Below are 8,295 nucleotides of genomic sequence, written 5' to 3'. Positions count from 1 at the left end.
AGCAACCACCCGCCACGCAGCCCGCGTACGGATACCCGCAGCCCGCCTACGGATATCCGCAACCCGACCCGGAGTTCACGCTGCCGCCCCAGGGCCCCCAGTTCCAGAACCGCTGAGATGCCGGAGCGGCGAGGTCACTTCTTGCCTGCCTTGTAGCCGCGCCCCCACTGGAGCCCCCAGCCGTACAGGCGGTCCAACTCCGCCTGGAAGCCGTACACATAGCGCACCTCGCGGCGGACCGTCAGCTGGCCCTTCTCGTGCTGCATGAGCAGCACCGCGCATGAACGCGCCTGCGGCGCCCTCTGGTCGAGGTTCACCTCGACGCGTGGGCCGTTGCTGGGGAAGAGGGTCAGGACGGCGTGCGTACGGTCGAAGGCCGGGGTGCCGTCGTAGATGTAGACGAAGAACAGCAGGCGCTTGATGCTGTCCTTGTTGTCGAGGTTCACATAGATCGTCTCGCCCGAAGGCGAGCCGAAACGGTCGTCGCCGGTGAGCTTCACGAACGGCGGGGAGTTCCAGTCGCCGAGGAAGTTGCCCAGCGGCTGCACGACGCCCTTGGAACCGTCGGTGAGTTCGTACATGCAGGCCAGGTCGAGGTCCACGTTGACCACGCCCTGGGTGTGCGCCTGCACCACCTGGGGCTTCAGCGCCTGGAGCGGGTGCCGCAGTGACCCGCGCCGCCGCGCTCTGCCGTCGAAGTCGGAACTGCGCATCCGCCAGGAGAGGTTGACCCTCATGCTGCCGGTGTCGGCGCCCTGCTCGGTCAGCGACACCGACGAGTGGCGCTTGGTCAGCTCCACCGAGTGGGCCGAGGGGCCCCCGATATCGAATCCGCCGCGCCGCTGCCTGCCGACGCCGCTCCGCCAGTTCTCCCACAGGGAGACCATCAACGCACCCCCACCTAAGGCTCCAACTGCTGCGGGGCGGCTCCGAGTCGGGACTCGGAGCCGCCCCGCCAAGAGCGTTCCGCAAACAGGCCTCGGTGACACCCGGAACAGCGCAGCTGCCGGAAAGCCGGATGTCACACAGGTCTCACGCCTTGTTGCCGACCTCCGTCTGCTCGGCGGATTCCTTGCCCCCGCTGGCCTTGGCTGCCTCGACGGCACGGTTGCGCCGGACCGAGGACCAGAACGACGCGGCGATCAGCACCACACCGATCAGACCCGTGATCACCTCGTTGATCTGGATCTTGATGGTGACCAGCAGGATCACGGCCAGGGCGCCGATGGCGTAGTGCGCACCGTGCTCGAGGTAGACGTAGTCCTCGAGGGTGCCCTGACGGACGAGGTAGACGGTGAGCGACCGGACGTACATCGCTCCGATGCCCAGACCCAGCGCCATCCAGAAGATGTGGTTCGTGATGGCGAAGGCGCCGATGACGCCGTCGAACGAGAAGGACGCGTCGAGCACTTCGAGGTAGAGGAACATGAAGAACGCGGCCTTGCCCGCCATTCCGACCAGGGAGGGATCCTTACCCTCGCGCTTGGCCTCTTCCTCGGCCTCCTGCTCGCGTTCCTCCTCCTCTTCCAGCCGGTTCTCGAAGTGGGAGGAGAGACCGCCGACGAGGAGATAGGTGATGAGGCCGGCCACGCCGGACAGCAGCACCGTCGCCGACTTGTCCGCGTGCGCGCCGCCGTGCTGGTGCGCCTCGACGGCGAACGTCGTCGCCGTGATCATCAGCACGATCAGGGCGATGCAGACGGACAGCATGTCCACCTTGCCGAGCTTGGCCAGAGGACGCTCCAGCCAGGCCAGCCACTTGTACTCGCGCTCCTCGAAGATGAAGTCGAGGAAGATCATCAGCAGGAACATCCCACCGAAGGCCGCGATGGCCGGGTGCGCGTCCGTGACCAGCTGCTCGTACTTGTTCGGGCTGTCCAGCGCGAGCTGAACGGCCTCGATGGGCCCGATCTTGGCGGTGACGGCCACGATCACGACCGGGAAGACCAGCCGCATTCCGAACACCGCGATGAGGATGCCGATGGTGAGGAAGATCTTCTGCCAGAAGGCGTTCAGCTTCTTCAGGACACCCGCGTTGACGACCGCGTTGTCGAAGGACAGCGAGATCTCGAGGACGGACAGGATCGCCACGACGGCGAACCCCTCCCACCCCCAGAAGAGCGCGGCGAAGGCAAGTCCTACGGCGGTGATGCCGAAGGACCAGCCGAAAGTTTTCAGAACCACTGGGCTACCCAATCCGCTTTACGGACAATTGACCTTTGCTTACGAAACGTTGACTCCGAAGTCTAGAGCGATGCCTCGCAGGCCTGAGGCGTACCCCTGCCCAACTGCCCGGAACTTCCACTCACCACCGTGCCGGTAGAGCTCACCGAAGATCATCGCGGTCTCGGAGGAGGCGTCCTCGGTGAGGTCGTAGCGCGCCAGTTCGTTGCTGTCGGCCTGGTTGAGGACCCTGATGTAGGCGTCGGTGACCTGGCCGAACGCCTGATGGCGGGAGTCGGCCTCGTAGATGGAGACAGGAAAGACGATCTTGTCGACGTGAGCGGGGACGAGCGAGAGGTCGACCAGGACCGTCTCGTCGTCGTCACCACCGGTGCCGCCGACCAGCTCGTCACCGGTGTGCTCGACCGAACCGTCGGGGCTCTTGAGGTTGTTGTAGAAGATGAAGTACTCGTCGCCGAGGACCCGGCCGTTCGCGCACAGCAGCGCGCTGGCATCCAGGTCGAAGGCTGCCCCGGTGGTGGATCGTGCCTTCCAGCCCAGCCCGATCCGGACCTGGGTGAGGTTCGGAGCGGCCTTCGACAGGGAGACGTTTCCCCCCTTGGCGAGCGTGACGCCCATGTTCTGATCCCTCCCCTGTGGTGATGCACCCCAGTGTGTCGACATCACCCGGCGCCGCACACCTCCCGGTTACGGAAGTCTGCGGCGCCGGGTGACTGCCGAGATCTCTCAGACGTTGACGCCGAAGTCCTGCGCGATGCCGCGCAGGCCCGATGCGTAGCCCTGCCCGATGGCGCGGAACTTCCACTCCGCGCCGTGCCGGTACAGCTCGCCGAAGACCATGGCCGTCTCCGTCGAGGCGTCCTCGCTCAGGTCGTAGCGGGCCAGCTCGTTGCCGTCGGCCTGGTTGACGACGCGGATGTAGGCGTTGCGGACCTGGCCGAAGCTCTGCTGACGGCTCTCCGCCTCGTAGATGGAGACCGGGAAGACGATCTTCTCCACGTCCGCCGGAACTCCGGCGAGGTTCACCTTGATGACCTCGTCGTCGCCTTCGCCCTCACCGGTGAGGTTGTCGCCGGTGTGCTCGACCGAGCCGTCGGGGCTCTTGAGGTTGTTGAAGAAAACGAAGTTCTGGTCCTTGCCGACCTTGCCCTCGGCGTTCGCCAGCAGGGCGCTGGCGTCGAGGTCGAAGTCCGAGCCCGTGGTCGTACGGGCATCCCAGCCCAGACCGACGATCACGGCCGTCAGATTCGGGGCCTCTTTGGTCAGCGAGACGTTGCCGCCTTTGCTGAGGCTGACTCCCACGAGTCCTCCAGGTGTCTGTCGAACGGAGCACTGCGAGGCCCCGTGTTTCGGTTGCCGTCAGATCAACGAATCGATCCTAGTGAGCGGTTCCCCGCACTCCCAGCGGTACGACTCAGACGGTTTCGAGTGCTTTGAGGTATTCGTTCAGATCCCGGGCGTCCGGGATGTTGTTGACGACGCTCCAGCGCACGACTCCCTCGGTGTCGAGGATGAACGTGCCGCGCACGGCGCAGCCCTTCTCCTCGTCGAAGACGCCGAAGGCGCGGGACGCCTCGCCGTGCGGCCAGAAGTCCGAGAGCAGCGGGTACTCGAGGCCCTCCTGCTCGGCGAACACACGCAGCGCGAAAGGCGAGTCGTTGGAGACCGCGAGCAACTGCACGTCGTCGTTGACGAAGGAGGGCAGTTCGTCGCGCAGCGCGCAGAGCTCTCCGGTGCACACGCCGGTGAAGGCGAACGGGTAGAAGAGCAGGACGACCTTCTTCTTGCCCTGGTAGTCCGAGAGCGAGACCGTCTCGCCGTGCTGACTCTTCAGCTTGAAGTCCGGTGCCTTGGTGCCGACCTCGATGGCCATGGGACGTGGAGCCCTTCTGTGGAGATGAGTTGTCCTGGGTTCTGACGCCCCGCTGCCGGGATGGAAGGGGTGGGAACCCACCCCCGCGGGACGCCGTGCAGTCTTTCACCCCCGGCGAGCAAGAAGGCGGGCCCCCGGCAGGCTGGCTGCCGGGGGCCCGTATCCGCGTCTTCGCTGCTCGCCGGAGCGCCGTTACCGCTTCCCGGAGCGAGCGGCCTTGGGGGTGACAAGGCGGCTGCCGCTCCAGTCCTTGCCGGCGTTGACGGTGCTGGTCTGGGCAAGCCCGGCGGTCTGTGCCGCCTCGCCGATCTCACTCGGCTCGACGTAGCCCTCGCGCCCCGTCTTCGGGGTCAACAACCAGACCGGGGAACCCGCGTCGATCATCGTGGTGGCATCCACCAGCGCGTCCGTCAGGTCGCCGTCCTCCTCGCGGAACCACAGCATCACGGCATCAGCCACGTCGTCGTGGTCCTCGTCGACGAGCTCCGTACCCGTGATGGCCTCGATTCCCTCACGGAGTGCCTGCTCGGTGTCGTCGTCGTAACCGAGCTCCTGGACCACCTGTCCGGGCTGGAAACCCAGCCTTGCGGCGGGGTTGGTCCGCTCCTCCGCGTGGTCCGCGGTCGCGCTCACGGATTGCCTCCTGTCTCTTGCTGGAATGTGCCTTGTGCCCCGCGCGCACGCGAGGCATTGGCGGTAGTCCACACGGGCAGGGCGGATCGCGCAAGTACCCCGCCATCCATCCCGCCCAAACGTTGACGTGTCATCCCACAATGCCCGATGAGCAGTGATTCACACCACAGCGCTCCGGCGGGGATGTGATGGTTTGCCCCCTGCTGTCTCAGCTGCCCCGGACGCGACACGGCGCCGGCACCCCGGGCGTAGGGTGGCAATTCGGCCGCCCGTCTCGATCTTTCAAATCTACGCGCTGCGCGAGGGAACCGGGTTACCTCTCAGTAGAGATGACGTGAGCGCAGCGGCGGTACACGATGGAGGCGGCGCGACACCATGCAGGGCAATAACGAACAGCGAAGGAACAGCGTGGCTTCCGGATCCGATCGCAACCCGATCATCATTGGCGGCCTTCCCAGCCAGGTCCCGGACTTTGATCCCGAGGAGACCCAGGAGTGGCTCGACTCGCTCGACGCGGCCGTCGACGAGCGGGGCCGGGGACGTGCCCGCTATCTCATGCTCCGGCTCATCGAGCGGGCTCGCGAAAAGCGCGTGGCCGTACCGGAGATGCGCAGCACGGACTACGTCAACACCATCGCGACGAGGGACGAGCCGTTCTTCCCCGGTAACGAGGAGATCGAGCGCAAGGTCCTCAACGCGACCCGCTGGAACGCCGCGGTGATGGTCTCCCGCGCCCAGCGGCCCGGGATCGGGGTGGGCGGTCACATCGCGACCTTCGCCTCCTCCGCATCCCTCTACGACGTGGGCTTCAACCACTTTTTCCGCGGCAAGGACGAGGGCGACGGCGGCGACCAGGTCTTCTTCCAGGGCCACGCCTCCCCCGGCATCTACGCGCGCGCGTTCCTCCTGGACCGTCTCACCGAGCCGCAGCTGGACGGCTTCCGGCAGGAGAAGAGCAAGGCACCCCACGGCCTCTCCAGCTATCCCCACCCTCGGTCCATGCCGGACTTCTGGGAGTTCCCGACGGTCTCCATGGGTCTCGGGCCGATCGGCGCGATCTACCAGGCCCGGATCAACCGGTACATGGAGGCGCGCGGCATCGCCGACACCTCCAAGTCCCACGTGTGGGCCTTCCTCGGCGACGGCGAGATGGACGAGCCGGAGTCGCTCGGCCAGCTCTCGCTGGCGGCCCGTGAGGGGCTGGACAACCTCACCTTCGTCATCAACTGCAACCTGCAGCGGCTGGACGGGCCGGTGCGCGGCAACGGGAAGATCATCCAGGAGCTGGAGTCGTACTTCCGCGGCGCCGGGTGGAACGTGATCAAGCTGGTCTGGGACCGCTCCTGGGATCCGCTGCTCGCCCAGGACCGGGACGGCGTGCTGGTCAACAAGCTCAACACCACGCCCGACGGTCAGTTCCAGACGTACGCCACGGAGAGCGGCTCCTATATCCGCGATCACTTCTTCGGCGGCGACCAGCGGCTTCGGGCGATGGCCGAGAACATGACCGACGACCAGCTGCTGCACCTCGGGCGCGGCGGCCACGACCACCGCAAGGTGTTCGCGGCCTACAAGGCGGCCAAGGAGCACCAGGGCCAGCCCACCGTGATCCTCGCGCAGACCATCAAGGGCTGGACGCTGGGGCCGAACTTCGAGGGCCGCAACGCCACGCACCAGATGAAGAAGCTGACGGTCGACGACCTCAAGGGCTTCCGTGACCGGCTGCGCCTGCCGATCCCGGACAAGGAGCTGGAGTCGGGCGCCCCGCCCTACTACCACCCGGGCAAGGACTCCGAAGAGATCCAGTACATGCACGACCGGCGCCGTGAGCTGGGCGGCTACGTGCCCACGCGGCTCAACCGGTCGAAGCCGCTCAAGCTCCCCGGCGACAAGGCGTACGCGGCGGTCAAGAAGGGATCCGGGCAGCAGCAGATCGCCACGACGATGGCCTTCGTGCGGCTTCTGAAGGACCTGATGCGGGACAAGGAGATCGGCAAGCGCTTCGTGCCGATCGCGCCCGACGAGTACCGCACGTTCGGAATGGACTCCTTCTTTCCGTCGGCGAAGATCTACAACCCGCTGGGCCAGAGCTACGAGTCCGTGGACCGCGAACTGCTGCTCGCCTACAAGGAATCGCCGACGGGGCAGATGCTGCACGACGGCATCACGGAGGCCGGCTGCACCGCCGCCGCGACGGCTGCGGGCTCCGCCTATGCCACCCACGGCGAGCCGCTGATCCCGATCTACGTCTTCTACTCGATGTTCGGCTTCCAGCGGACCGGCGACCAGTTCTGGCAGATGGCCGACCAGATGTCGCGCGGCTTCGTGCTGGGCGCCACCGCGGGACGGACCACCCTGACCGGCGAGGGGCTCCAGCACGCCGACGGCCACTCTCAGCTGCTGGCCTCGACGAACCCGGCCGCCGTCTCCTACGACCCGGCCTTCGGCTTCGAGATCGCGCACATCGTCAAGGACGGCCTGCAGCGGATGTACGGCTCCAGCCCGGAGCACCCTCAGGGCGAGGACGTCTTCTACTACCTCACCGTCTACAACGAGCCGATCCGTCAGCCTGCTGAGCCGGAGAACGTGGACGTCGAGGGCATCCTGCAGGGCCTCCACCGCTATCGGGAGGGCTCCAAGGGGACGCTCGGCGCGCAGATCCTCGCTTCTGGCGTGGCCGTGCCCTGGGCGCTGGAGGCGCAGCAGATCCTGGCCGACGACTGGAACGTCAAGGCGGACGTGTGGTCGGCGACCTCCTGGAACGAGCTTCGACGCGAGGCGGTGGATGTAGAAGAGCACAATCTGCTGCACCCGGAGGAGGAGCAGCGCGTGCCGTACGTGACGCGCAAACTCCAGAACGCCGAAGGGCCGAAGGTCGCCGTCTCGGACTGGATGCGCTCGGTGCCGGACCAGATCGCCCGGTGGGTGCCCGGCACGTTCCAGTCGCTGGGGGCCGACGGGTTCGGCTTCGCCGACACGCGTGGTGCGGCCCGGCGCTTCTTCCACATCGACGCGCAGTCGATCGTGCTCGCCGTGCTCACGGAGCTGGCGAGGGAAGGCAAGATCGACCGCTCGGCGCTCAAGCAGGCCGTGGACCGCTACCAGCTGCTGGACGTGGCTGCGGCGGACCCGGGGGCTGCCGGAGGCGACGCGTAGCCGGCGTGATCTCTCAGGGAACGGCCCTCGCTTTGCGGGGGCCGTTCCCCGTGTCCGCCCGCGTGCGGTCCGGCACCACCGGACCGCACCGGGAGGCCCGGCCATCAGCGCTCCCAGATCTTGACGGCCCGCACCCTGTACTCACCGTCCGGCGTCCAGGAGCCGGAGGGATGGGTGTGGAACTCGCCGGTCTCCGCGCACTCCGCGCTCTGGAACACGGCCGCCGGCCGCCCCGTGCGGTTGGCGAACGACTGCGCACTCCATCCCTTGGGAAGCGGCACACAGCTCTCGGGAGTGACGTCCTTCAGCTCGTACGTACGCCGCTCACCCCGGAAGCCTGACCTAGCCCACAGGCACAGCTCACCCGGGGCGCAGTCCCCCAGCCTCGGCTGGGCACCGTACAGCGCACCACGCCGCGCCATCGCCACATCTCCCCGCCTGCGGTGAGG

General features: G+C 67.0%; 8 protein-coding genes. 1 reads left to right on the top strand and 7 read right to left on the bottom strand.

Annotated features, from left to right (window positions below; all coding sequences use genetic code 11):
* Positions 1 to 134: 134 nt before the first annotated feature.
* The 6 genes from H5J26_RS25495 to H5J26_RS25470 all read right to left on the bottom strand — a co-directional run bounded on the left by H5J26_RS25495 (position 135) and on the right by H5J26_RS25470 (position 4,690).
* On the bottom strand, positions 135 to 887 hold the full coding sequence (locus H5J26_RS25495; RefSeq protein WP_181768316.1) for a Tellurium resistance: 753 nt from the start codon (positions 885 to 887) through the stop codon (positions 135 to 137).
* 145 nt (positions 888 to 1,032) lie between these two features.
* Positions 1,033 to 2,184 (bottom strand): DUF475 domain-containing protein, encoded by a 1,152-nt coding sequence (locus H5J26_RS25490; protein WP_181768315.1) that lies wholly within the window; start codon positions 2,182 to 2,184, stop codon positions 1,033 to 1,035.
* A 39-nt stretch (positions 2,185 to 2,223) separates the two neighbouring features.
* Complete coding sequence (locus tag H5J26_RS25485) at positions 2,224 to 2,802, bottom strand: TerD family protein (RefSeq protein ID WP_181768314.1); 579 nt, start codon at positions 2,800 to 2,802, stop codon at positions 2,224 to 2,226.
* Positions 2,803 to 2,910: 108 nt separating this feature from the next.
* Positions 2,911 to 3,486 carry a TerD family protein gene (locus H5J26_RS25480; RefSeq protein ID WP_181768313.1) on the bottom strand — a complete coding sequence of 192 codons (576 nt, stop codon included), beginning with the start codon at positions 3,484 to 3,486 and terminating at the stop codon, positions 2,911 to 2,913.
* A gap of 112 nt (positions 3,487 to 3,598) precedes the next feature.
* Positions 3,599 to 4,057, bottom strand: a complete 459-nt coding sequence (locus H5J26_RS25475) for a peroxiredoxin (protein WP_181768312.1) — start codon at positions 4,055 to 4,057, stop codon at positions 3,599 to 3,601.
* 192 nt (positions 4,058 to 4,249) lie between these two features.
* Complete coding sequence (locus H5J26_RS25470) at positions 4,250 to 4,690, bottom strand: DUF3052 domain-containing protein (protein WP_181768311.1); 441 nt, start codon at positions 4,688 to 4,690, stop codon at positions 4,250 to 4,252.
* 408 nt (positions 4,691 to 5,098) lie between these two features.
* On the opposite strand from H5J26_RS25470, the gene aceE reads away from it, so the two are divergent.
* A complete protein-coding gene (gene aceE, locus H5J26_RS25465; RefSeq protein WP_181768310.1) occupies positions 5,099 to 7,846 on the top strand; it encodes a pyruvate dehydrogenase (acetyl-transferring), homodimeric type in 2,748 nt (915 codons plus the stop codon).
* Between the two features lie 104 nt (positions 7,847 to 7,950).
* Here the strand turns inward: aceE and H5J26_RS25460 are convergent, their stop codons facing one another.
* Positions 7,951 to 8,268, bottom strand: coding sequence for a peptidase inhibitor family I36 protein (locus H5J26_RS25460; RefSeq protein ID WP_235981087.1), 318 nt, complete (start codon positions 8,266 to 8,268; stop codon positions 7,951 to 7,953).
* Positions 8,269 to 8,295 lie beyond the last annotated feature (27 nt).

The organism is Streptomyces albidus (ex Kaewkla and Franco 2022) (genome assembly GCF_013870515.1).
GTDB lineage: Bacteria > Actinomycetota > Actinomycetes > Streptomycetales > Streptomycetaceae > Streptomyces > Streptomyces albidus.
Note: the sequence above shows the minus strand (reverse complement) of the source record. Positions and strands in the feature narration are given on the sequence as shown.